The 24,435-nt window shown below is 56.7% G+C and carries 14 protein-coding genes and 3 tRNA genes; 8 read left to right on the top strand and 9 right to left on the bottom strand.

Features of this window, described 5'->3' with window-relative positions:
- Positions 1-569 precede the first annotated feature (569 nt).
- From PL263_RS10195 to PL263_RS10155, 9 genes are all read right to left on the bottom strand, one after another.
- Positions 570-1,151 carry a recombinase family protein gene (locus tag PL263_RS10195; protein ID WP_278209329.1) on the bottom strand — a complete coding sequence of 194 codons (582 nt, stop codon included), beginning with the start codon at positions 1,149-1,151 and terminating at the stop codon, positions 570-572.
- Between the two features lie 541 nt (positions 1,152-1,692).
- Positions 1,693-2,022 (bottom strand): hypothetical protein, encoded by a 330-nt coding sequence (locus PL263_RS10190; RefSeq protein WP_278209328.1) that lies wholly within the window; start codon positions 2,020-2,022, stop codon positions 1,693-1,695.
- A 223-nt stretch (positions 2,023-2,245) separates the two neighbouring features.
- Positions 2,246-2,321, bottom strand: a tRNA-His gene (locus PL263_RS10185).
- Positions 2,322-2,341: 20 nt separating this feature from the next.
- A tRNA-Arg gene (locus tag PL263_RS10180) sits at positions 2,342-2,418 on the bottom strand.
- Between the two features lie 6 nt (positions 2,419-2,424).
- Positions 2,425-2,501 (bottom strand) — tRNA-Pro (locus PL263_RS10175).
- 187 nt (positions 2,502-2,688) lie between these two features.
- Entirely contained in the window at positions 2,689-4,926 is a 2,238-nt protein-coding gene (gene parC, locus PL263_RS10170) for a DNA topoisomerase IV subunit A (protein ID WP_278209327.1), read from the bottom strand.
- A gap of 119 nt (positions 4,927-5,045) precedes the next feature.
- The gene (locus PL263_RS10165) at positions 5,046-6,299 is read right to left on the bottom strand and encodes an RNA polymerase sigma factor (protein WP_278209326.1); all 1,254 of its coding nucleotides are present in this window, start codon (positions 6,297-6,299) and stop codon (positions 5,046-5,048) included.
- Between the two features lie 209 nt (positions 6,300-6,508).
- Complete coding sequence (locus PL263_RS10160; protein ID WP_278209325.1) at positions 6,509-7,750, bottom strand: glycerophosphodiester phosphodiesterase; 1,242 nt, start codon at positions 7,748-7,750, stop codon at positions 6,509-6,511.
- Between the two features lie 75 nt (positions 7,751-7,825).
- Entirely contained in the window at positions 7,826-9,415 is a 1,590-nt protein-coding gene (locus PL263_RS10155; protein WP_278209324.1) for an alkaline phosphatase D family protein, read from the bottom strand.
- A 376-nt stretch (positions 9,416-9,791) separates the two neighbouring features.
- Here PL263_RS10155 and PL263_RS10150 point away from each other — a divergent pair, with 376 nt between their 5' ends.
- From PL263_RS10150 to PL263_RS10115, 8 genes are all read left to right on the top strand, one after another.
- Positions 9,792-11,825, top strand: coding sequence for a cytochrome P450 (locus PL263_RS10150; protein WP_278209323.1), 2,034 nt, complete (start codon positions 9,792-9,794; stop codon positions 11,823-11,825).
- A 53-nt stretch (positions 11,826-11,878) separates the two neighbouring features.
- A complete protein-coding gene (locus PL263_RS10145; protein ID WP_278209322.1) occupies positions 11,879-13,201 on the top strand; it encodes a hypothetical protein in 1,323 nt (440 codons plus the stop codon).
- Positions 13,202-13,212: 11 nt separating this feature from the next.
- Positions 13,213-14,556, top strand: coding sequence for a Dyp-type peroxidase (locus PL263_RS10140; protein WP_278209321.1), 1,344 nt, complete (start codon positions 13,213-13,215; stop codon positions 14,554-14,556).
- Positions 14,557-14,835: 279 nt separating this feature from the next.
- Positions 14,836-16,326, top strand: coding sequence for a glucose-6-phosphate dehydrogenase (gene zwf / locus PL263_RS10135; RefSeq protein WP_278209320.1), 1,491 nt, complete (start codon positions 14,836-14,838; stop codon positions 16,324-16,326).
- A 558-nt stretch (positions 16,327-16,884) separates the two neighbouring features.
- Positions 16,885-21,063 (top strand): EAL domain-containing protein, encoded by a 4,179-nt coding sequence (locus PL263_RS10130; RefSeq protein WP_278209319.1) that lies wholly within the window; start codon positions 16,885-16,887, stop codon positions 21,061-21,063.
- A 170-nt stretch (positions 21,064-21,233) separates the two neighbouring features.
- On the top strand, positions 21,234-23,312 hold the full coding sequence (locus tag PL263_RS10125) for a diguanylate cyclase (RefSeq protein WP_278209318.1): 2,079 nt from the start codon (positions 21,234-21,236) through the stop codon (positions 23,310-23,312).
- 296 nt (positions 23,313-23,608) lie between these two features.
- Positions 23,609-23,821, top strand: a complete 213-nt coding sequence (locus PL263_RS10120) for a cold-shock protein (protein WP_064022702.1) — start codon at positions 23,609-23,611, stop codon at positions 23,819-23,821.
- Between the two features lie 233 nt (positions 23,822-24,054).
- A complete protein-coding gene (locus tag PL263_RS10115) occupies positions 24,055-24,318 on the top strand; it encodes an RNA-binding protein (RefSeq protein ID WP_140913005.1) in 264 nt (87 codons plus the stop codon).
- The last annotated feature ends 117 nt before the right edge of the window (positions 24,319-24,435 follow it).

Here is a 24,435-nt window from a genome sequence, read left to right as displayed (position 1 = left end):
CAGATGGGGTGGGCTTTATCTCCAGGATTTCCTGGATTTAGCGAGCCGAAGGGAGCCCGCCTAAAGGTTCACTCACAGGCATGAAGGTGCATGAAACCTAGCCTATCCCATCCCGATAAATAACCCCATGAGTGAACTTTTAGGCGGACTATTGGCAACCCCAAAAGGCGCTCAAGTAGCAGACAGCCGATGTTTATCCTTAAAGACTCCCCCGTCCCCCCCAAGGTTATTCCGTTGGTGAACATACGGTTGGCTTGAGTTGCTCCTATAGTGTCCCCGTATGAACTCCAACGGTGAATCTATAGCTATCATCATCAATAGTTATTACTAAGTTGATAATAATCTTTGGTACCGGCACGTCAGGGCACGTTATGTGATCCTGTGGGTGCTATTGTCGTATCCGCATAACGGGAACTGACGGTATATCCTTGGGCGTGGTCTCTCTCCCTGGAGGTGCCGATTCTGTTTATAGCTGAAATCGTATATCCCTGGCTCAATCGCTCAGTACCCTAGGCGATCCCATTGCCCAGAGTGATTCGCTCCAGGATTCGACCGAGAGAACTATATTCTCAATTCTCCCGTTTAATCCCTGCCTCTTTGGCAAGTCGATACAGTGATGCGCGGCTGAGGCCATGCCGCTTGGCAATCACGGCTGAAGACTCATTGCCAGCCTTGAAGTCTTCCAGAGCCGCTTCGGCAATCTCCGGTGTGATGGTTTCCTTCCTGCCGAACTTAACGCCTGCCGCTTTGGCTTTCTCTCGACCTTCTTGGGTGCGCTCAAGGATTAGGCTACGCTCAGTCTCAGCGACATAGCCGAACATGGTCATAACTAACTTACCTTCTTTGGTGGTGGTATCGATAAGCGGCTGATCGAGAACTTTAAGAGCCGCGCCTTTTTGCTCGATAGCTCTCACGGTTTCCCATAGGTCACTAATCGAACGGGCCAACCTGTCCAGCTTGGTAACAATCAGAACATCGCCCTCTCGGATGTAATCCAGTGCCGCCTGATATTGCTCCCGGTTGCTAGTGCTCTTACCGGATAACTTCTCCTGATAAATCTTGGTACAACCTGCCGCCTGGAGTGCTGCTAACTGTGTCTCCAGGCTTTGGCCTGTGGTGCTTACTCGGGCGTAACCGATCTTGATTGACATATAAACCACCGTCTCACTTGTTTTAAAGATTTGATGGAATCAATTATGAGACGACTTTTTAGACGAGTCAAGAGGCCGGATAGAATATGTCTTTTAAGTTGCAAGATATGAGATACCACTACCCATTTCTGGGTAATGTCAAACGCCAAAAATGGCGGTAGCTCAAAGCCCAGAAATGGGCTCTGAGTCAATCAGGTTGAACCCCTGGCTACCCCATTGCCTCCCACCTGTTCCCCTGAGGATTGCGCCCACTCGATTACAAACGGAGGCCCATCGGCCACCCCCAAGGGGGGAACGGCGCTTCTTCGTCAGTCAGAACAGGTAAGACATTTTTGTGGTGAAAACAAAAGGCCGGGAATCCGGCTTTTTCCCGGTACGGTATTGATCGGGATGATGTCGGAATCACGACATCTTAAATGCCCCCCTGGGCTTCCAGAAGTAACTCCCTTTTGGAAACTCTGCGTTTCTGTAGATTTGCGAAAACGCAACCGTAAACGGATTAAGGAGTGGCTATTAGTTCGGCGAGGCGTTCGCCCTTTGCTTATTTATTAATTAGTTTCTCCAACACCGCCCTCCTGCGGTCAGCCTCAAGCTGACAAGTGCCAGCCATCCCAGAACCTAAAGGTACATCTATGAACGGCCCTTCTGTTTGGTTATTGATAAACGAAGAGCCTGCATTCGGTGTAACTTTCGGCTTAGGTAACTGGACGGCTTTAGCTTCTTTAAAAGCAACGCAATTTGTGAAGATGTTCTCCCGATCTTGCTCAAGGATAATTTCATATTCACTTTTAGGTTCACTGACTGAGTAACTTGAGTTCACCCAAACGGCTAAACCGATCAAGGCGCAGGCGGCAAGTAAGATAGAACGCATAAGGTTTCCTAAAGAGTCCTGGCGGATAATGCACGATTTAGCGCATTAAAAAGGACAGCAAAAAAGATATGGTCAGGTGGGCGGTTTTTGGTGTACCCTGGGGACGGCAAGTAAGAAATTACTTGTCCTGATTTTGTCCTTTTTGAGTAAGGGCAGAGTGCTAACCTAAGGTTTTCTCTTAGGATGCTCTTTAGGCTAAGGTATTGATTATCTTAGGATAAGATGGGGTGAACGATGGGGCTCGAACCCACGACAACCGGAATCACAATCCGGGGCTCTACCAACTGAGCTACGCTCACCATTATGATGATTTTTGCGATGGCACGCTTGGCAGGACTCGAACCTGCGACCCTCGGCTTAGAAGGCCGATGCTCTATCCGGCTGAGCTACAAGCGCAAATCTTGGTCGGGGTAGAGAGATTCGAACTCCCGACATTCTGCTCCCAAAGCAGACGCGCTACCAGACTGCGCTATACCCCGAATTGACCTTCTTTTTATCCCCGAAGAGCCTTGGCGCTTCAGAAAGATCGCCATCATAGGCTGTTATTCGAAGCGCGTCAACCACTTTTTAAATTAAGCCGGCTTTGCCTGTTTCCGATTCTCGGCGATATTGCAAAAACTCATGCCGAAAAAAGTAGTAACTTTTTGAAACAAATGGTTTTATCGGCTATTCGGCTACAAATTCCAGGGCATCGACTTTTTGGAATCCTCTCGGCAGCGATGCGCCGCGATTTGCGCGATTGCCGGCATACTGTTCGATATCGATTTTCTTCAATGTAACAAAACGTTTGCCGGAGACCACCTTCAGCTCGCCGTCCGCCGAAATCGCCGTGACAGCGACTACGCCATCCTTACCGCTCGCCAAATCGGCGGTTGGGATTTGAATCAGCTTATTGCCTTTGCCTTTGGCCAGTTCCGGTAAATCCTGGACCGGGAAGATCAGCAGCCGGCCCTGTAACGTCGCTACTGCCAGCAAATCTCGTTCGGCCGGAATCGGAGTCGGGGTCAACACTTTGGATTTGTCCGGAACCGACAGTACCGCCTTGCCGGCCTTGTTTTTACTGTACAGCTCTTTCAACTGCACCCGAAAGCCGTAACCGGCGCTGCTGCCCATCAAGACCCAGTCGTCCGCTTGCCCGGTGAATACAGCGGTAAACAGGCTGCCCGGCGGCGGATTCAGGCGGCCGGTCAAGGGTTCGCCCTGGCTGCGTGCCGACGGTAAATCGTGCGTCGTGACGGCATAGACCCGGCCGGTCGAATCCATTACGTAGGCCGGTTGCGTGGTGCGGCCCTTGGCGGACGACAGGTAGCCGTCGCCGGCGCGGTAACTCAAACCTTCGGCTTCGATATCGTAGCCCTTGGCTGCTCTGATCCAGCCCTTTTGCGACAGGATCACGGTGACCGGTTCGTTGGCGATCAGTTCGGTGGTGTCCAGCGCTTGTGCCGCTTCGCGCTCCATGATCGGCGAGCGGCGGGCATCGCCGTATTTTTCGGCATCGCGTTCGATTTCCTTTCTAATCAACCGATTCAACAAATGTGCGGAGCCCAGGGTTTTCTCCAACGCCTGGCGTTCCTGTTCCAATTCGTCCTGCTCGCCGCGAATCTTCATTTCCTCCAGTTTGGCCAGATGGCGTAACTTCAACTCCAAAATGGCTTCGGCTTGGACATCGGTCAACCCGAACCTCGCCATCAACACCGGTTTGGGATGGTCTTCGTGGCGGATGATGGCGATGACTTCGTCGATATTCAGGTAGGCAATCAACAAGCCTTCCAGAATATGCAAGCGCGCCAACACCTTGTCCAAACGGTATTGCAAACGTCGGCGCACGGTTTCGGTCCGGAAGGTAATCCACTCGGTCAGGATTTGCCGCAGATTTTTCACTTGCGGCTTACCGTTCAGGCCGATCATGTTCAGGTTGACCCGGTAGTTCTTCTCCAGATCGGTGGTGGCGAATAGATGCGACATCACCGCGTCGACGTCGGTACGCTTGGTTTTGGGAATGATCAGCAGTCGGGTCGGGTTCTCGTGGTCGGATTCGTCGCGCAGGTCCTCGATCATCGGCAGTTTTTTTGCCAGCATCTGCGCGGCAATCTGCTCCAGCAACTTGGCGCCGGAGACTTGGTGCGGCAGCGCGGTGATGACAATGTTGCCGTCTTCGACTTCGTATTTGGCCCGCATCTTCACCGAGCCGTTGCCGGTGGTGTAAAGCCGTTGAATGTCGGCGGCCGGGGTGACGATTTCGGCGTCGGTCGGGAAATCCGGGCCTTTGATGTGTGCCAACAAACCTTCCAGCGGCGTTTCCGGTTCGTCCAGCAGTTGCAGTACGGCGGCAGCGACTTCGCGTAAATTGTGCGGTGGAATGTCGGTGGCCATGCCGACGGCGATGCCGGTGGTGCCGTTCAGCAGCACGTTGGGCAGACGCGCCGGCAGCAAGGCCGGTTCCTGCAATGTGCCGTCGAAATTGTCCACCCAGTCCACCGTGCCCTGGCCCAACTCGCTGAGCAAGGTTTGCGCGTACGCGGTCAGCCTCGATTCGGTGTAACGCATTGCCGCGAACGATTTCGGATCGTCCGGCGAACCCCAGTTGCCCTGGCCGTCGATCAGCGGGTAGCGATAGGAAAAATCCTGCGCCATCAACACCATCGCTTCGTAACAGGCCGAATCGCCGTGCGGGTGGTATTTACCCAGCACGTCACCGACGGTACGGGCCGACTTTTTGTATTTGGCCAGTGCGGTCAGGCCCAGCTCGGACATTGCGTAGACGATGCGGCGTTGCACCGGTTTCAGACCGTCGCCGATATGCGGCAGGGCCCGGTCCAAAATCACATACATCGAGTAATCGAGGTAGGCTTTTTCGGTGAAATCTTTTAAAGGGAGTTGTTCGAAGTTTTCTTGTGCACCCATGAATTGCTGGCTTTCCTTGGAATGAGGCTCGGGACGGCGAATTTGCGGCCGCTACCATACCACACCGGCGCTACTTTGAACCGGCAATCGAATCCCACAGCATGATGCGCAGGATGGGATTAACCGCCAAGTTCGACGATCCTGCGCTGCAGAAAACGCTGTTCCGGCGCCTGCTTTGCCAATGCCAGCGCTTTTTGGTATGCGCCGAGTGCCGAGTCGGCTTGACCCAGCCGACGCAATAAATCGGCGCGGGCGGCATGGGCCAGATGGTAGTCGACCAAATCGCCAGCGGCGAGGATGGCGTCGATCAAAGCCAGGCCGGCAGCGGGGCCGTCGCGCATTGCAACGGCAACCGCGCGGTTTAATGCGACGACAGGCGACGGCGCCAGCTTCAGCAACACCTCGTATAAGCCGGCGATTTGCCGCCAGTCGGTAGCGGCCGCTTCGCTTGCGCCGGCATGCACCGCCGCGATAGCAGCTTGTAGGCTGTAGACGCCGAAACCCGGCTGGCGCAAGGCCTGTTCCACTCGTTGTAGGCCCTCGGCGATCAATTCGCGATTCCATAACCGCCGGTCCTGGTCTTCCAGCAAAACCAATTCGCCATCGGTGCCGCTACGAGCCGCCCGGCGCGACTCGTGCAACAGCATCAATGCCAACAAGCCTTGTACTTCGGCTTCCGGCAATAATTCGAGCAATAGCCGGCCCAGCCGAATCGCTTCCGCCGACAAGTCGGGACGGTTAAGTTCCGGGCCGGACGACGCCGAATAGCCTTCGTTGAATACCAGATAAACCACCTGCAGCACCGGCGGCAAGCGCTCGGCCAGCTCCTCGGGTTCCGGCGTCCGGTACGGAATTTTGGCATCGCGGATTTTGGCCTTGGCGCGGACGATGCGTTGTGCCAAGGTCGGCGTCGGCAACAAAAAAGCGCGGGCGATTTCCTCGGTGGCCAAGCCGCAGACTTCGCGCAGCGTCAGCGCGACTTGGGCTTCGGCTGCCAGCGCCGGGTGACAGCAGGTAAAAATCAGCCGCAGCCGGTCGTCCTCCAGGCCGTCGCCATCCGGATCGGGCGGCGCCGATTCGGTTTCGGCAATATCGGCCATGTCTGCGTGTAAGTCGTAGCGGCTTTGCCGGCGCAGTTTATCGATGCCTTTGAAGCGGCCGGCGGAAACCAGCCAGGCGCGCGGATTGTGGGGAATGCCGGCATCCGGCCATTGCTCCAATGCGCTACGAAACGCATCGTGCAGCGCTTCCTCGGCGACGTCGAAATCGCCGAGCAGCCGAATCAACGTGGCAAATACCCGTCGCGATTCGGAGCGGTAAAGCCCATCGATATGGGCGCGGACGGCTGCGGCGGTTTCGGCGGTCGGCTTCATGGCTGTTGACGATTCGGATTTCGCATATCGGCTGTAAAGGGCGTAGGCAGTATGGCGATTGGTGCTACATGCTACCAAACCAAGTCAGTGGATTTGGCAAAATCTGGCCGCGGCCGGTTTTGTCCGGACCGGGTGATGTTGGTGCGGGGGAATTGGGAGTGGCTGAAAAATAGCGCCTCCGGCCATCGCGGCCGGAGGCGCTTACGATATCAACGGTGTTGGCGATTGTGCCGGCCACGGTGGCCGCAAGATTCGATATTGCTGCCGGTATTGGTCGACGCATCCCGCGCGGCGACGCCGGTGTCCGGAAAGTCGGTAAACAAGCCGTCCACGCCCAAGTCGTAGTAATAGGTCATTTCCGCTTGCGGATCGGCAAAGCCGTAACCGCTGGCGTCGTTGCGGAAAGTCCAGGTATGGACTTTCAAGCCTTTGTCGTGTGCCATTTCCAATACGCCGGTGCTGCCGTCGACCCGGCGGTCGTTGAGGTTGACCACGCCGTCGTTGTTGCGGTCGACGTTATCTGCCACGGTTTTCACCAGATAGGGTTTCCACGGGCCGATTGCGTCGGCGTAGGATTTGACAAAATCCAGTCCGTCCTCGCTCAACAGGTCGGCAAAGGTGCGCGAGTCGCCGGCTTTGACAAAGTCGTAGGGTTGTTTGTACGGCGGTACCAACGAGATCGAGCCGTCGGCATTGACGTCGTCGGCATCGATCAATTGCACCAGATTGATTTCGGTTTTCTTGCTCAGGTATTGCAGATTGCCGACTTCGAACGACTGGATGAAGACCGGTGCGCATTCGCTGTTGCCGTATTCGGCGTGCAATTTGGCAAGCAGCCGATTTTCGAAGTAATGGCGGCCGAATTGGCGACGGCCGCCGGCGTTGCGCAAATCGGCGTGGTAGGTGGAATGTTTGATTTCCGGATAAATGCCGATGGTGCGGCCGCTCAGGCGCGACTGGCGTTTGGCCAGGGTGATGACTTCGTCCAGGGTCGGGATTTGATACAGGCCGTTGAATTCTTGCGGGCGGTTGGCGCGGGGCTGCACGGCGCGCAGAGTTTTGATCTCGGCCAGGGTAAAGTCGCTGGCGAACCAGTCTTCCACTTCGACGCCGTCCAACATGCGTTTGGTTTTGCGGTCGGCGAATTCGGGGTGGCTGGCCACGTCAGTGGTGGCGCCTATCATCGGTTCGTGGCGGGCGATCATTTTGCCGTCCTTGGTCAAGACCAAATCCGGTTCGATGAAGTCGGCGCCCAACTCGATGGCTTTGGCGTAGCCTTCCAGCGTGTGTTCGGGCAAATAGCCGGACGCGCCGCGATGGCCGATCACTAGCGGCGCCTGGTTGCGCGGCTGGTGGTGAGGGTGTTTGAAATCGGCATCGGCAATTGCTGGCATGGCAAAACTGGCGGCTAAGGCCAACGGTAATAGACGGAATGCGTAAGATTTTGGCATGGTTGGTTCCTTAAAGTAATTCGGTAACAGAGTTAAAACTGGAGCGGCCGGACGACGAAGCGTCCGGCCTCAGTGTTAGTCGCGGTCCCAGGCGTATTTGCGGTCGCGGCCGGTTTGCGCCGGCAAGGTTTTGCTGAACACGACGGCGCCGTTCAGGTCTTTGAGTTGTACGGTCATGGCGCGGCTACGTTGATCGATATCCACTTGGCCGAAGAATTGCAGCCCGGCATAAGGCGACAAATTGGCTTGGCCGGCCGGCGGTGCCTTGCTGAATACCACTTGCGGGCCGAAAGTGCCGTCGGTGCCGTTGGGGCCAAACGAGCCGGCATTTAAAGGGCCGGAGACGAATTCCCAAAACGGCAGGAAGTCTTTGCTGGCGGCTTTGGCCGGATCGTAGAAATGCGCGGCGGCGTAATGCACGTCGGCGGTCAGCCAGACGATGTTTTTGATCCGCGCGTCCTTGATGAATTTCAACAAACGGGCGATTTCCAGCTCGCGGCCGGCGGCCGGGCCGTGGTTGCCGTTGGCGATCGCTTCCCAGCGCGGCGTGCCGTCCGGTAACTGGCCGTCGCCGATGTTCAAGCCAATCGGCATGTCGGCGGAAATGACTTTCCAGGTCGCATCCGAGTTTGCCAGTTCCTCTTGCAGCCAGGCCAATTGCTCTTCGCCCAGAAATGCGGAGTCCAGGCTTTCGTTGGTCTGCAGATTGGCGGTGTTGGGGCCGCGGTAGCTGCGCATATCGATCACAAATACGTCCAGCAATTTACCGTAGGACAGTTTGCGGTAAACCCGCTCGGACTCTTCGGCGCCGTGCGGACGCAGTGGAGCGTACTCGTGGAAAGCCTGGGTGGCTCTGGCGATCAAGGTTGGGATGTTTTTCTCGGTGTAACGGGCGTCGTTGCTCAAGTCTTTGGCGTCGGACCAGTTGTTGACCACCTCGTGGTCGTCCCATTGCCAGATTTGCGGCACTTCGGCATTAAAGCGGCGCACATTCGCGTCCAGCAGGTTGTACTTGTAACGGCCGCGGAATTCGTTCAAGGTCTCGGCCACTTTGCTGACTTCCGGCGTGACCAGATTGGTCCAAACCTGGCCGTTCTCTGCTACCCGGCTTTCCGGGATTGGCCCGTCCGAATAGACGCTGTCGCCGCTTTCGATGAAGAATTGTGGCCGCACCTGGCGCATCGCTTCGTAAATTTTCATGCCGCCGAAGCTTTCGTTGATACCCCAGCCCTGGCCGGCGATGTCGCCGCCCCAAACGAAACGGATATTGTCGCGTTTGCCCAGGGTATGGAATTTGCCGTTCACCGCTTCGCTTTTATTGCGGGCATTGGACAGGTCTTGGAACCAGACCTTGACGTAAACGTCCTTACCGGGCTCCAGCCCGGTCAAATCCTGGCGCGCGGTGAAATCGGACTCGGCCGTCGCATGCGGGCCGCGGATCAGCACCGAGTCGATAAATTGCGGATTGTAGGCGTACTCGACGAACATTCGCGCCGGGCGGTCGGCACGGCTCCAAATGATGGCACGGCCTGGCGCCAAATCGCCGATCTGTATGCCTTGGGCCATTTGCGGCACGTCGGCGGTTTCGGCGTGGGCCGGTAGTAATCCGGCAAGACTCAAGGCCAAAGCCAGCGGGGTAAAGCGGAATTTACGGAAATGTCGCATTCGAAAGGCTCCCAAGCGGTTTGATAAGCCGCGGATTATAGGAAGCTCGGGATGACAGGACGGTTAAGGTCCGGTTACAGAAAGATTGCAATGTGGTGAACGTGGAGCAAGCGTTTGCGCGTTAGGCCTGCGCTTGCTGGAAGGCGGCGGTTTTTGTGAACTAAGTCTCCTTACGGCATGGTTGTTGCTTATGGTAATTTTTCACTTTCACTTTTTATTTCAATTAGTTACGATTGATCTATCATATTTCGGTCTTAAATCGGCGGGCGATGGTTGGCGGCGGTAACGCCGCCGAATCAGCCATTGTCGGCAGTGGCGGAGATATGCTGCCAAGCAGGGAATGCACACAATAACTATAAACAACGAGGTAGGAAGCATGATCAGACCCGGAAACACGCGGCGCGGAGCCCGTTCCAAAAAATTGAATCGCCTGCTGACGATTCCGACATCCCATATTTGCGAGTTGGTACGCTGGGTCTTGGAAGCCGGCGGCGTACCTTACCGCGAACAAGGCAGCGCGCCGGTATTGCATTTGCTGCCGTTTCGACTGGCCGGTGGCGGCGGTCAGGCCATGCCGGTATTCGTCAGCAGCGAGGCGACGCTGGATAGCTGGCGCGACATCGTCGGATACGTCGACGCCCGCTTGCCGGCCGATCAGCGTCTGTTCCCGGCCGGTAACGCGGAGCGGCAAGCCACCGCTGAAGTACTGAGCAAACTGGATGCCCTGGGTCTGGCGACTCGCGATTACGCCTATTCGATGTTGCTGCCGCACCCGCAGATTTTGCTGCCGGCCTGGCGGCGGGGCATTGCGGGCTGGCAGCAAGCCATTCTGGAAAAAGCCTATCCGTATATCCGCGCGGCGATGCAGAAACATCTGCCGGTCGGCAGCGAACACGTTCAACCCAACCGGACCAAAATCGAGACGCTATTCGGCGAATTCGATGCCTTGTTGAGCGACGGCCGGGCTTATCTTGCCGGTGCAAAACCGGGAATTGCCGATTACGCCCTGGCGGCGCTGGCGGCGCCGGTGATTTTTCCGGACCAATACGGCGGCGAGTTTCCGGCCTTCGCCAGTTTGCCTGAAGAATATCAGGCGTTTTGCCGACAGTTGCGCGCTACCCGCAGCGGCGAACTGGCTTTGAAGATGTACCGCGAACACCGGCCGCCACGCCAGGCCGAGCTGGATCACCACCCGACCTCCACCACGCCGCAGAATCTGTTTTCGTACTATTTGGCGCGCGGCATCGCCCAATTGACCGGGGCCAAGGTGCAGCGGCCATTGTTCGCCTGGTTGCGTGAACACAAGCCGGTATTGGTGCTCGGCAAATACGGCATCGTCACCCGCGATGCCGACGTGCGCGAGACGCTGGCGCGCGATACCGAATTCACCATCGCCGAAATCAACGCGCCGAACATGCAACGCCTGAACGGGCCGTTTTTCCTGGGCATGGACCGGTCCGAACAATACAGCCGCGAGCAGGGCGCATTGCGGCGGGTGATCCAGCCCAACGAAGCCGAGTTGATCCGCCGTATCGTCCGTAAACACTGCGACGAGCTGGTGCAAGCCGCGCTGCCGGTGGGCCGGATCGATATGGTGTCGCAACTGGCGCGGCCGGCGGCACGGCGCTTCATCAGCGATTACCTGGGCGTGCCGGGGCCGGACGAAGTGACGATGATGCGCTGGATGCGCTCGCTGTTTCACGACCTGTTCCTGAACTTGAGCAACGACCGCGCGATTCAGCAAACCGCCGAACAATCCTTCCGGGAAATGGGGCCTTATCTGCTGAATCTGATTGCCGAACGCCGGCAGCGTTTGCAAAACGGCGAGGTCTGCGAAGACTTTTTGTCCCGTCTGATCAAAATGGGTATGGACGGCCAGCACGATCTGGATGACGACGGTATCCGCCGCAATATTTCCGGCCTGATCGTCGGCGCGTTGGACACCACGTCGATGGCCAGTACTTTGATCGTCGAACAATTGCTGGCCCAGCCGGACGTCTTGGCCCGGGCCAAGCAAGCGGTCGATGACGAGGACAAATTGTTGCATCTGTGCTTCGACGTGTTCCGCTTCAATACCATGGCTGCGGCGATGCGCCGCCACTGTAAACACGGTGCGGTAATCGGCGGCGTCAAGATTCCGCAAGGAACCGAAGTGTTTGCCTTCACCGCCTCGGCGATGTTCGACGAAAGCGCCTGGCCGGAACCGTTCAGCGTCCGCGACGACCGTCCGCTGGACAAATACCTGCATTTCGGCGACGGCATGCACCGCTGTTTCGGCGAGTACGTCAACCGCATCCAGATTCCGTTGATAGTGGGCAGTTTGCTGAGACTGAACAATCTCAGGAAATGCGGGTGCCTGTTGTACGACGGTCCGTTCCCCGATCAGTTCGTGCTGGCGTTCGATCGGTAATTTCGACCAGACCATAATAATTTCAAGAGGACTTTGCTATGCAACAGAATCCGATGACCGTTATCACGGAAATTTTGCCGGACAAGCTGGAGGAGCTGAAAAGCTATCTGGAGCCGATCGGGCTGGATATCAAAAACAAGAAAGGCCAGGAGATATCCTTCGCCGCCTACGAGCATCTGCATTACTGCACTTTTTTCGTCATACCCGGCGACCATCCGTCGCCGGGCAGTTCGCCGGCACCGGCCTTGCTGGCGTTCGAGGCCAATATCGACGGCGAGGTCAAGGCTTTCGTCAACGAACTGATCGCGAAGAATCCGCAGTTCGTCAACAAGGTCTACAGCTGTTGCGCCGGTTATCCCGGCAGCGATGCCGGCCAGTTGGCGGCTTACTTGCTGGCCAACGACCAGGGCGCCAATGCGTTTTACGTCGCCCATCCCGGCCAGAACCGCAATACGATTTACCGGCAGCGCGAAATCCGCGGCCATATCCAAAAATTCATCGACGAAAACCGCAGCCAGTTGGTCGGCCAAAGCGAAGCGCAAATCCACGCCGCGGTGGTGCAGCATTTGAATACGGTGTATCCGGGCGGTATTCCCAAGATCGAGGCTCAGCCGTTCTTTACGCTCTATGGCGATAAAGTCTTCAATGCGCTGTTGGCGGTGGTCGGCATCGTCCTGGTCGGCGGCTTTTTCGGTTGGTTCGGGCCGTTTACCGAATTTTTGGCGACCGCGGCGGTGCTGGGTGCAGTCGCGTTCGGCGTCGTGCTGCGCTGGCATGAAATGCGCGACAAACAGGACGACAAACCTTGGGTGGTGTCCGAGCAAATGCGGGCGATTCAGCGGGTCGAAGACCGCCAGTTGCAAAACCATTTGACCAGCGTGATCGAAATCAAGCCCGGTAATTTCCGGTTCTACACGTTGAAGGTGGTGTTGGCCGGCATCAATTTGGTCGCCAAACTGGTGGCGACCAAAGGCAATTTGAGCGGCATCGTTACCATTCACTTCGCCCGCTGGGTGATTCTGCCCGGCAATGCCGGCGGCCGCCGACGCCTGCTGTTCATGAGCAATTACGACGGCAGCTGGGAAAACTACCTGGGCGAATTCATCGACCATGCCAGCGTCGGTTTGACCGCGGTCTGGAGTAACACCCAGCAAGCCAAGGACAGAGGTTTTCCGGATACGCAATGGTTGGCCTTGCGCGGCGGTTCCCGCGACGAACAGCGTTTCAAAAACTTCGCCCGTAACAGCCAGTTGCCGGAATTGGTCTGGTACAGCGCCTATACCGATTTGTCGGTGAAAAACATTGATAACAACCGCCGCATCCATGGCGGTTTGTTCTCCACCGCCGATCTGGCCGCCTGGCTGAAATGCTTATAAGGAACTGAACCATGACAACGATAAAACTAGACGAAGTACAAGGCATCGTATTCAGCGGATACAACAAATACATGGCCAATGCCAGCTATTATCTGCTCCGGATCGAAGATGCCGCCAAAACCAAAGCCTGGTTGAAAAATCTGGTCGCCAGCGGCCAGATCAGCCACGGCGCCGAAAAGCCGGACGACACCACCGAAAACCGTCTGAACTTGGCGATCAGCTATCCCGGCTACTGCAAACTGGAGGCCGACGAGGCCAAACGCTACAGTTTCGAACTGTCGTTCCGGGAAGGGATGAATTCCGAACACCGTTCGGCCTTGCTCGGCGACCGCGGCCCCAACGACCCGGCGCAATGGAGTTGGGGCAACGGCAATAAGGAAGTCGATATTCTGCTGATTCTGTTTTCCAAGGATGATGCGATTCACGCCGCCAGTTGCAGCAGTTTCGAAAAAGGCTTAAAAGCGGCCGGCTTGAGTAAAATCGACCGTCTGGATGCCGGCGCCAAGGTGCAAAACCAGCACGGCTTCGTGCGGGAGCATTTCGGCTTTGCCGACGGTATTTCCGATCCGCTGGTCGACGGCTTTCCAACCGTGTCCGGCAGCGGCGAAATCGCGACCGGGGAGTTTCTATTGGGTTACCCGAACCAGTACGACGGCAAGAAGACCCAGATGCCGGTCAGCGAACAATTCGGCGCCAACGGTACCTACCTGGTGTTCCGCCAATTGAAACAGAACGTCGGCGAATTCTGGCAGTTTATCAACGACGAGGCGGCACGGCAGGGCATCGATCCGGAATATCTGGCCGCCAAGTTCGTCGGCCGCTGGAAAAGCGGTGCGGTGGTCGAGCCCGGGGAAAAGACCGATTCCAATAAAATCGACAACAGCTTTACCTTCGCTAACGACAAGGACGGCACCGGCTGCCCGTTCGGCTCGCACATTCGCCGCGCCAATCCGCGCGGGGTGGGTTTGGGCGAAAACGAGGCCGAATCGCTGAAAGTGGCCAACCGCCACCGCATCTTGCGCCGCGGCCGCAGTTACGGCAGCTTTTTGGAAGATCCGAGCCAGGACACCAGCAAAGACGAGCGTGGCCTGCTGTTCATCTGCCTGAACGCCAATATCGAACGCCAGTTCGAATTCGTACAACATACCTGGATCAACAACGTCAAATTTGCCGGCTTGTACGACGAAGACGATCCGTTGATCGGCAGCGCGGTGGAAACCGACCGCAAATTCACCATTCAGGACCAACCGTTACGGCGCCGGGTCTGCGGCTTCCAGCAGTTCGTCACCACCCGCGGCGGGGCTTATTTCTTCCTGCCCAGTCTGACGGCGTTGGCGATGCTGGCCAACACCTGATGACTTTTGCTTCGCGCCAACCGCGTTGTCCGCAGTAGCGTTTCCAGCCACGGCTCCCGTCAGCGCGGGAGCCGATTGCATCGGTCCGGCAAACCACCCCGAAAAATCAAGCTGCTAGTCTTGGCAACCGGTAATCCGCAGCTTTGCCGGGACCGATGCGACCTGCCTGGCCGCACTTTCTGGCGCTAGTGGTCACGCCAAGATCGACGGCTCTCGATAAATCATGCAAACTGGCTGAGACTGTTTTAAGCAGCGCCATTTCGGCAAGGAGTCAGAGCCATGAATACCGATCCCTGTACCTACGTGATTTTCGGCGCCACCGGCAATCTCGCCCGGCTGAAATTGATGCCCGGGTTTTATCATTTGCAACTGGAAAAAAAACTGCCGGACGACACCCGCATCCTGGCCGTCGGCCGGCGGCCGTGGGATCGGGCGACCTGGCTGGCCGAAGTGAAAACCTTGTTGCAGGAGCAGTCGAAAACGCCGCTGGACGAAGCCGAATTCGCCCGTTTCGCCGAACGCCTGGATTACCACCGCGGCGACCTGGACCAGACCGAATGCTACCAAGCGCTGGCGGAAACCCTGGGCGGCCGCCCGCAATTTTCCCGCAATATCGCGTTTTATTTGGCGATCGGCCCCAGCGATTTCGGCAACGTGATCGAATCGCTGAGTAACGTCGGCCTGCTCAACGAAGAGTACGGTTGGCGCCGGGTCGTGATCGAAAAGCCGTTCGGTTACGATCTGGAGAGCGCGCAAGCGCTGCAAAAACGCCTGAACCGCTATCTGAGCGAGGACCAGATTTACCGGATCGACCACTATCTGGGCAAGGGCATGGTGCAGAACGTGCTGGTGTTCCGTTTCGCCAACGTGATGCTGGAGCCGTTGTGGAACCGCAATTACATCGATCACGTGCAGATTACCCATGCCGAAGAACTGGGCATCGGCAGTCGCGGCGACTATTACGACAGCGCCGGCGCGTTGCGCGATATGGTGCAAAGCCATTTGCTGCAATTATTGACCTTGGTGGCGATGGAGCCGCCGGTATCGATGGACGCCGAATCGCTACGCGACGAGAAAGTCAAAGTCCTGAAATCGATCCGGCCGATTCCGAAGTCGGCCGTGCATGCCCACGCCTTCCGCGGCCAATATGCCAAGGGCAACATCGCCGGCCAAAAAGTCCCGGCCTATCTGGAAGAACCCAATATCCCGGCCGAAAGCACGACCGAGACCTACGCCGCTGTGAAATTGCTGATCGACAACTGGCGCTGGCGCGGCGTGCCGTTTTATCTGCGCACCGGCAAGCGTATGGCCAAGGGCCAGTCGTCGATTTCGATTTGTTTCCGCCATCCGCCCTTGCAATTTTTCCGCGACACCCAGGTGCAATGCATGACGCCGAACTGGGTATTGATGGGGATTCAGCCCGACGAATGTATCCGGATGGAAATGACCGTCAAAGAAGCCGGGCTGGAGATGCGCACCCGCACCACCAGCCTGGACGCCAGTTTCCGCCAACCCGACGAACGCCGGGTCGACGCTTACGAGGACCTGTTGCTGGACGTCATGAAAGGCGATCGCTCGTTGTTCCTGCGCTTCGACGAAGTAGAGTATGCCTGGCGTATCGTCGATCCGATCCTGCAAAACTGGGCAATCGAACGCGACTATATCCCTACCTATCCGGCCGGTTCCTGGGGGCCGGAAGAAAGCCGGCGTTTGTTCGAGAAAGAAGGCCAATACTGGCGCAGTTCGCTATTGCCGGAGTGCCATCCATAGAGGGCTTTGCCCCATCTAGCGGCAAATCCGTGATTGGCCTTATTTTGATCAGCAGGGCAGCATGACTGCGCTCCTGCTGATCAGACCGGAGTCCAGCTTAATTCAAGTGGCTTTCGATTCCTCATCCTGCGATTTCATACTCTATAATTTTCTCGACCGTATTCGGCGCCGAGTTAGCTTCAGGTCAGTGACATTGCGTTAAGTCAATGGTTTAGGATGTTTTTCGTCGGTTGTGATAACCGCCTTCAGCTGAATCACACAAAGCGGTTTGCCTCAAACCAAAGCGCAAGACGGACGCCGGAATTGCCTGCCGTTTTTTTACGAACTGACACGTGGTTGTCGGAGAACCAGTCCCATGGAGTCTGTATTTTCCGACCGACTTGGCTTCCTCTGACGCCACGTCCAAGTTGCGTGGGTTTTGAATAGAGTTTGTTGGTATTGGGGGTGCGATTGCTGGACCGGGTCAGGGCTCTAAGCCCAAACAGATTCGACGACATTCGGATGGGCCGGACGGGGCGCCGGGTGTTCCGAGTTACCTGAGTTGAAGAGGCAATATCGATGCCGTTGGCCTTAGAATTGGAACAGCGTTTTTCGCGGATGGCGGCCCATCTGCCGGGTTTTGTGTTTACCTTTCGCTTGTCGCGGGATGGCCGTTTCAGCTTTCCCTATGCGAGCAGCGGCATATGCGATTTATACGGTCTGCAAGCGGAGCAGGTGGCCGAGGACATGGCTCCGTTGCATGCTATGGCCCATCCGGATGACAGGGAAATGATCGAGGCCGCGTTGGCCAACTCGGTGAAACAGCGGGGGCTGTTTCATATCGAGTTTCGTATCATTCACCCCGCCAAGGGAATCCGCTGGCTCGAAGCCAAGTCCGCGCCAGCCCCGGATCTGGGCCCCGAGGGTGAGATCGAGTGGCATGGCATCATGCTGGATATCACCGAGCGCAAGCAGATCGAACAAGCCTTGCAGTCCAGTCGAGTGGCGCTGGAAGAAGCCCAACGCATCGGTCATATTGGCAGTTGGGATGTCGATATCGTCAATGATGTGTTGACCTGGTCGGACGAGACCTTTCGCATCTGGGAAATCGACAAGACCCGGTTCGCTGCAACGTTTGAATCCTTCGTCGACACGGTTCATCCCGACGACAGAGCGCGAGTGGTGCAGGTGTATAACGCATCGATTGTGCAACGGACGCACTATGAAGTCGAACATCGTTTGTTGTTCCCGGATGGTCGCGTCAAATACATCCTCGAACGCGGTCAACCTTACTACGATGCCGACGGCAAGCCGGTGCGCTTTATCGGCACATCGCTCGATATCACTGAACGCAAGCACATCGAGAACACCCTGCAATTCATTGCGCAACGGCGTTGGCAGGCCGACGGCGAATCGTTTTTGTCGGCACTTGCCCGTTACTTGGGCGAGACGCTGGCAATGGATTATGTAGTCGTCAACCGGTTGCTGAAAGGCTCGGGGATTGCCGAAACCGTAGCGATGTACGCTAAGGGGGCTATGTTGCCCAATACCCAATACGACTTAAAAGGGACGCCTTGCGCCAACGTGATCGAGGGCGGCGCGTTATGTTGTTACACGGAGCAGATACGGCGCCTGTTCCCGGAAGATGGATTGCTGGTTGAAATGGATGTCGAGAGCTATGTCGGGCTACCGCTGCTGGATTCGTCGGGCCAGGCGGTCGGTTTGATTGCCGTGATGGACGGCAAGCCGATGCACGACCTCGCCGGTGTGACCGCCTTGTTGCAACTGGTGGCGACCCGTGCGGCAGCCGAGCTGGAACGCGAGCAGTCGGAACGCCTGCTCAATGAGTCCCACCAATTTCTCGACAGGGTGATCGAAACGATCGCCGACCCGGTGTTCGTCAAAGACCGTGAGCATCGCTGGGTCAGGCTCAACCAGGCTTTTTGCGAGTTCATCGGCCAGCCGATGGACACCTTATTGGGGCAGCGCGATTGCGATTTTTTTTCCGCGCAGCAGGCCGCCGTATTCCGGATTAATGACGATGCGGTGTTCGCCAGCGGCGAGGAGAATGTCAGCGAGGTGACGTTTACCGACCGCGCAGGCAACGCCCATACCATCATCATCAAGAAAACCCGCTGCAACGACGAGCGTGGCCAACAGTTCCTGGTGGGTACCATACTGGACATCACCGAGCGCAAACGACGCGAGCAAGAGCTGGCCCGCCTGCACTATGCCATCGATCGGGTCGAGGAATCGGTTTGTCTGATCGACGCCCATGCCCGCATCCGATACGTCAATGCGCACGCCTGCCAAGCACTGGGTTATAGCAAAGACGAAATGTTGGGCTTGAGCGTCCCGGATATCGACCCCAACTACCAGCATGCGATCTGGCCCGAACATTGGCGCGAGCTGCGGGAGAACGGCTCCTTGACCTTTGAGTCCTGCCACCAGACCAAGGACGGGCGAATGTTTCCGGTCGAGGTGGTCGCCAACTATTTCGAAGCCGACGGCCAAGGCTACAACATGGCCATGGTCCGTAACATCAGCGAACGCAAGCAGATGGAGTCTGCACTGGCCGAACGCCAACAAGAATTTCGCACACTGATCGAAAACTTGCCGACCTACGTGCTGCGTCTGGACTGGAGCTTGCACCACACCTACGTCAACCCGGCTTTCGTGGAAGCTGTCGATCTACCGGAAGCAGACATCCTGGGTTCGCATGTAACCGCATTCTGGCGGGCGACCAATGTGACGGTCGATGATTACATCGCCTTGTTGCGGCGGGTGTTGTCGTCCGGCAAACGTGAAGATGTGACGTTGGAATGGCGCAATAAGCAGGAGGTCTTGTACAGCCATCTGGTGCGTATCTCGCCGGAGTGTAATGCAAACGGGGAAATACGCGGTTTGCTGGTGTTGGGTTTCGACATGACCAAACATCGACGAGAGCAACTGTTGGATATTGAACGTCGACGGGTATTCGAGCGCATGGCTCAAAGCGGTGACCTGTGCGAGATACTCACGCAAATCGCACTCTATGTCGAGTCTGCCTGTCCCGGTTGTCGTTGTCGGATTCAATTGCTGGATCAAACTGGCAAGCGTTTGATTCAGGGGGTGGCGCCGTCGTTTTCCATTCCTTGCCCCGTGCATGGGCAAGGCGTGGCAGTGGGCGAGCCGGGTTGCGGCTGTGCCATGGTATTCGATCGGGCCGAGCCTTTGATCATAGAGGATATGCGCTTGGCCACCGCTTCCGAAAAGTGTCGCGCGTTTGCCGCGGCAACCGGAATGGTCTCCAGTTGGTCGGATCCGATTATCGGCTCTTCCGGCCAGCAATTGGGCGTCATCACCCTGTATCGCGGCCAACCCGGCGAGCCGAATGAATTGAACCTGGGACGACTGCGCTATGCCAGTCATTTGAGCGCTATCGCTATCGAGCGCAAGCGCATCGAAGAACAGATGCAACATCAGGCCAGCTACGACACTTTGACCGGATTGCCCAACCGGCGCATGTTTCGCGACCGCTTGCACGAAGAAATCGGCAAAGCCGCCCGTGGCGGCGAGAGTCTGGCTCTGCTATTTATCGATTTGGATCGTTTCAAGGAAGTCAACGACACGCTGGGTCACGAAATCGGCGATCTGTTATTAGTCGAAGCCGCCCAGCGGATTCGTGCTTCCGTTCGCGAAACCGATACTGTCGCTCGGCTGGGCGGGGACGAATTCATTGTCATCTTGCCGCGGGTGGATGACATGTCGCACCTCGGTCGAATCGCGCAAAACATCGTCGGCGACATTAGCAAGCCATTCAGCTTGGATATACACACCGTGTATATTTCCGCCAGCATCGGGATTGCCGCTTATCCTTTCGATACAGTCAATGCCGACAGCTTGGTCGGTTGCGCCGACCAGGCCATGTATGCCGTGAAACAACAGGGGCGCAACGGTTTTAGCTTTTTCACGCCCGCCATGCAGCAACAAGCGCAAAACCGCTTGCAACTTGCCAGTGATTTACGCGAGGCCTGGGTCAAAAGCCAATTGCAAGTTCACTATCAACCGATTGTCGACATTGCCAGCGGCCTGATCGTTAAGGCCGAAGCGCTTCTGCGCTGGCGGCATCCGCAACGCGGCATGGTGCCGCCCGACCAATTCATCTCGATTGCCGAGGAAAACGGGCTGATCCACGACATCGGCGATTGGGTCTTTCGTCAGGCCGTGGAAACCGCCCGGTGTTGGAACGCCGACAGTCGGCTCATCCGGCAAATTAGCGTCAATTTGTCGCCGCGCCAATTTATCAAGGGTGACTTTTACGTGTCTTGGCTGGCTGATTTGGCGCAAACCGGGCTCACGCCGGCACACATCGTCATCGAAATCACCGAGGGCTTATTGCTGGACGATCGTCCCGACATCCTGCAAATCATCAAACATCTGGGTCAGGTCGGCATGCAGGTGGCGTTAGACGACTTCGGCACCGGCTATTCGGCGATGGCTTACTTAAAAAGATTCCCCATCGACTACCTGAAGATCGATCGTTCGTTTGTGCGCGACCTGGAAAGCGATTCCAACGATCGTGCGATCGCGGAAGCGATTGTCGTGATGGCCCACAAGTTGGGTTTAAAAACCATTGCCGAAGGGGTGGAGACACTGGGGCAGCGCGATCTTCTGGCGGCGGCCGGTTGCGACTTCGTGCAAGGCTATCTGTATGCCAAGCCGATGCCGGCCGAGGAATTATTGGCGTTTCCGCTGCCGGCTTCCCACTTTTCATAAAAGTTTGATGGCAACCAGCCGCGGCTCGTAAGGATCGGAAGAATGCCGGCGTCTGGTGCTGCATGACGGTCGGTATTTGCCTCGTTTTTCATTACCGGAATGTCTTTTAAACCAACCGGTACATGCTTAAATTCGCTAAACTGGAGATCTAAGTAGCGGAGACCGTACTGATGACCGGAGAGCCGTTTAAGGAAGCTAACATCGCGCAAAATCGTGCCATTGCCCGCGCCTTGATCAGGCGCTACGCCGTGGCGTTGCTGTTGGTTGCTGCGTCGTCTACCGCCGCCTGGTTCAGTTTGCGCTTGGTGATTGCAGAGCAGCAAAGCACGGCCGCGATCGTTAATGTCAGCGGCCGCCAGCGTATGCTCAGTCAGCGTACTGCATTGTTTGCCAATTTGTTGGTAATGACGCTGCCGGCCGGCCGGCCGGCCATCCGGGCCAGTTTGCAGGACGCTGTGGATTTGATGGAGCGTTCGCACCGGGCGCTGACGCTTGGCGATCCCGCCATGGGGTTGCCCGCCAACCATTCGCCGACGGTAGAGGCCATGTATTTTGCCGGTGCCGACGGCGTCGACGCTCAGGTGAACCGTTACGTCGCCGCGGTTCGGCAGTTGCTGGAACTAAGCGACGACGCGTTGACGACAAACCACCCGTTGCTGTTGCAGATCACGCGTACCGCGCCAACCACGCTGGTGTCGGCGCTGGACGGAATGGTCAAGCAATATCAGGCAGAGGGCGAGGCCAATGTCAGGCGCATCGAAGCCACCGAAACGGCGGTTTGGCTGCTGACTTTAGCCTTGCTCGTGCTCGAAGCCGGGTTGATTTTTCAACCGTTTGCCAGCCATATCAAACGTGTGGTCGGCAAACTGCAATTGCTTACCGACGAATTGCAACACCATCGGGATCACCTTGAAGAATTGGTGCGGCAACGTACCACGGAGTTGCAGAACAAAAGCGCGGAACTGGCGGAAAGCATGGAAAAGTTCCGCTTGATTAGTTCGGCGGCGCAGGATGCGATTGTCATCATCGGCAGGAACGCCGAGGTGGTGCACTGGAATCTGGCGGCGGAAAGAATTTTCGGTTACACCGAAACCGAAGCGCTGGGCCGAAACCTGCATGAGTTGATCGTGCCGTTACCGATGCGCGAGCTCGCGCATGCCGGTTACCGGACCTTCGAAAGCACCGGCCAGGGCATCATGATCGGTAAAACCCTGCAAACCATGTCCCTCAGAAAAAACGGGGACGAGTTTCCGATAGAGCTGTCGGTGTCGGCGATCAAATTGCAGAATAACTGGCATGCACTCAGCATTATTCGTGACGTTACTCAGCGGAAGGGCGACGAGGACAGTTTGCGCAGCAGCGAGGAGCAGCTCAGATTTGTGTTGGAAGGCGCCGAATTGGGCTATTGGGATTGGAATATCAGCACCGGCGAAGTAATCCGTAATCCCCGCTGGGCGGAAATGTTGGGATACACTCACGAGGAAATCCGCCATACCACGCAACAATGGAGCGATTTCGTGCATCCGGACGACCGGGCGGCGGCGTGGCAGTCGATTCGCGATGTGATCGAAGGCCGGTCGCCGTCGCACAAGCTGGAATACCGTATGCTGCACAAGGACGGCAGTATTCGTTGGGTTTTGGACCAAGCCAAAGTCATGCAGCGCGATGTGGCCGGCAAACCGGTTAGGATGAGCGGCACCCATTCCGATATCACCGAACGCAAACGGCTGGAGGCGGAGCTGACCCGGCAGGCGCGTACCGACTATTTGACCGGTATCAGTAGCCGCGGGTATTTCTTGGAACAGGCCGAGCAGGAACTCGCCAGCGCGTTGCGTTACGGCAATCCGTTGACGATGTTGATGATGGACGTGGATTTCTTCAAACAAGTCAACGACATTCACGGCCACCGCGCCGGTGACGCAGTATTGAAAAAATTGGCGGACGTTTGCCGGGAGACCTTGCGCGAAGCGGACATTATCGGCCGTCTGGGCGGCGAGGAGTTCGCGATCCTGTTGCCGCAAACCGATAAGGGAAGCGCGGTCGAGGCGGCTGAGCGGCTGAAAGAGGCGCTCGGCACTGCGCAAGTCCCGCACGATGGCGGCAAGCCGCTGAGTTTTACCGTTTCGATCGGTGCGGCCGCCTTAACCGGCGGAGACGACAGCGTCGATGCGTTGCTGAATCGGGCCGATCAGGCGCTTTACCGAGCCAAGGAAAGCGGGCGCAATCGGGTCTGCGCAGCCGTTGACTAGCGCCCAATTCGACGCGGGCTTGGTTGGCAAGGCCCATCGTTCGAAGGTTTCGATCTGAGAGGCCGCGCGCGATAAGGGGCGGGGTATTCGGCCGATCGGGAAAATACTGCTTGACTCGCGCCGGTTAGGCATCCATACTCCCGCCAGCTCCAAAATTAAGATTTACCCTGCTGATTACCATTTCGATGCCGCTTCCACCGAAGCCGCAACTCGCTCTGATTTCATAAAGTAAGTTCCAATTTTACCGGCTACACCTGCCTTTTAGGCAGTATTTCACATTTATCAAGGACTTACTCATGTCTACAATCACGACTGGCACCGTAAAATGGTTCAATTCCGATAAAGGCTTCGGCTTTATCGAGCAACAATCCGGCCCCGACGTTTTCGTTCATTTCAAAAACATCATCAATTCCGGCGGTTACAAAACTCTGGAAGAAAACCAAAAGGTCGAATTCAGCATCGGCCGTGGCCCTAAAGGCCTGCAAGCTGAAAACGTAAAAGTCATTTAATCGATGGCTCTGCAGGTTGCCGGTAGCTTACGCGGCAACCTGTATTCAATACCGAACCAATCCGCACGGACAACGAATCAACCGAGTTAAAGCGATATCGCTGGCTTTGTTGCCTCAACGTTTTGATTTTCCAGTGCCGCGCCAATGGTCTGGAAAGTTCGCCAATCCCGCCTCCGTTACGCGCTCTGCCCAAAGCAGCAGCCGCATACTGATCCCCCAACTCAGGACTCATTTTGAAAAGAATATTTGTCGGCAATCTGCCTAGCGACGCGACCGAATCCACTGTCACGGCCCTGTTCTCCGAATTCGGCAAGGTGCATTCCATCGAACTCGTCATCGATATGTTCAGCGGCAAATGCCGCGGCTTCGGTTACATCGGCATGGAAGGCCATGAAGCCAGAGCGGCGATTGCCAAACTCAGCGGCGTCCAATTCGGCGGCAATATGCTCAGAGTTGGCTTCGAAAGTGGCGGCGGCAAACAGGGTAGACGCCGTTAACCGCGACCCTATCCTGACACACGACTTCAAGCAGACACCGATGCCTCGGTGTCTTACCCTTTTCCCTAACCGGATGCTCCGGTTAGGGATTCCTTTTTTTCACGGGATTTCACTCCC

The sequence above is a fragment of the Methylomonas sp. EFPC3 genome, from assembly GCF_029643245.1.
Lineage (GTDB): Bacteria > Pseudomonadota > Gammaproteobacteria > Methylococcales > Methylomonadaceae > Methylomonas > Methylomonas koyamae_B.
Note: the sequence above shows the minus strand (reverse complement) of the source record. Positions and strands in the feature narration are given on the sequence as shown.